The organism is Rathayibacter sp. AY1G1 (genome assembly GCF_002932095.1).
GTDB lineage: Bacteria > Actinomycetota > Actinomycetes > Actinomycetales > Microbacteriaceae > Rathayibacter.
Genome location: NZ_PSUZ01000063.1, coordinates 1 through 1129, shown reverse-complemented (window position 1 = coordinate 1129; position 1129 = coordinate 1). Strand labels below are relative to the sequence as shown.

Here is a 1129-nt window from a genome sequence, read left to right as displayed (position 1 = left end):
GGAGGAGGTGCCCGTGGCCGACGTCGCGGCGAGCTTCCGCGAGGCGGTCGCCGACGTCCTGCTCACGAAGGCGCTCGCCGCCTGCCGCGACCGGGGCGTGCCGCGCCTCCTGCTCGGCGGCGGCGTGGTCGCCAACGCCCGGGTGCGCGCGCTGGCGGAGGAGCGGTGCGCGGCCGCGGGAGTGACCCTGCGGATCCCGGCGCTCTCGCTCTGCACCGACAACGGCGCGATGATCGCCGCACTGGCGGCGCAGCTGATCGAGGCGGGGCATCCGCCGTCGGGGCTCGGCTTCGGGGCCGACTCGACCCTCCCGGTCACCGAGATCCAGGTCCGCTGAGGCTCTACCGGGCGGCGGCCGGGCCGCGCAAGCGCCGTCCAGCTTTTTGACAGGCGGATCGTGCCACTGCCACTCTTGGCCGCATCCGCTCGTTCCTGACCCTGGGGGATTCCATGACCACTCCGTACACGCCCGCGTCCGACCGCTACAACATCCTGGCGATCATCGGCTTCATCGCCTCGTTCTTCGTCTCCATCGTGGGCATCGTGCTGGGCTTCATCGCCCTGTCGCAGATCAAGCGCACGGGGGAGAAGGGCCGCGGCCTCGCCCTCGCCGCCGTCATCATCGGCTTCGTCGCGATCATCATCACCATCATCTCGTTCGTCGCGCTCTTCTCGATCGCGGCGACCATGCCCTCGACCGGGTACTGATCGACACGCCTCCGAGGCTCGGGGGCGCCCGCACCACCAGGAGGACACAGTGACCGACGACACCGCGCCCGGACCGCAGACCGGACCGGCGCCCGCGCCGTTCGCCCCTCCGCTCGGCGAGCCGTCGGCGGCCTACCCGCCGCCGACGGCCGCCGCCGATCCCTACCCCGGTCTCCCGCCCCGCCGCCCGCCGATGAATCCGCTCGCGGTCGCGGCTCTGGTGTGCGGACTGCTGGGGCTGGCGCCCGCCGCCATCGTCCTCGGCCACATCGGCTTCGCCCAGGCCCGACGCTCCGGACAGCGCGGCCGCGGTCTCGCGGTCGCCGGCTTCGTGCTGGGCTACCTCGCGATCGTCCTCGCGGTGATCGCCTACCTCGCCTGGACGGCCTTCGTCGGCGACCTGCGCGACGGCGGCTACCTG

At 73.2% G+C, this 1129-nt stretch carries 2 protein-coding genes and 1 pseudogene; all 3 read left to right on the top strand.

Annotated elements, in window-relative coordinates:
* A pseudogene (locus C5C36_RS17225) lies at positions 1-337 on the top strand (tRNA (adenosine(37)-N6)-threonylcarbamoyltransferase complex transferase subunit TsaD); the annotation flags it as partial.
* A 113-nt stretch (positions 338-450) separates the two neighbouring features.
* Positions 451-708, top strand: a complete 258-nt coding sequence (locus tag C5C36_RS17220; RefSeq protein WP_104225014.1) for a DUF4190 domain-containing protein — start codon at positions 451-453, stop codon at positions 706-708.
* A gap of 49 nt (positions 709-757) precedes the next feature.
* Positions 758-1129: DUF4190 domain-containing protein (locus C5C36_RS17425; protein ID WP_146085372.1), on the top strand; the 372-nt coding region annotated here is incomplete at its 3' end.

What these genes read in the sequence shown, in the direction of transcription:
- C5C36_RS17220 (WP_104225014.1), top strand. Translation starts at nt 451, where the DNA reads ATGACCACTCCGTACACGCCCGCGTCCGACCGCTACAACATCCTGGCG.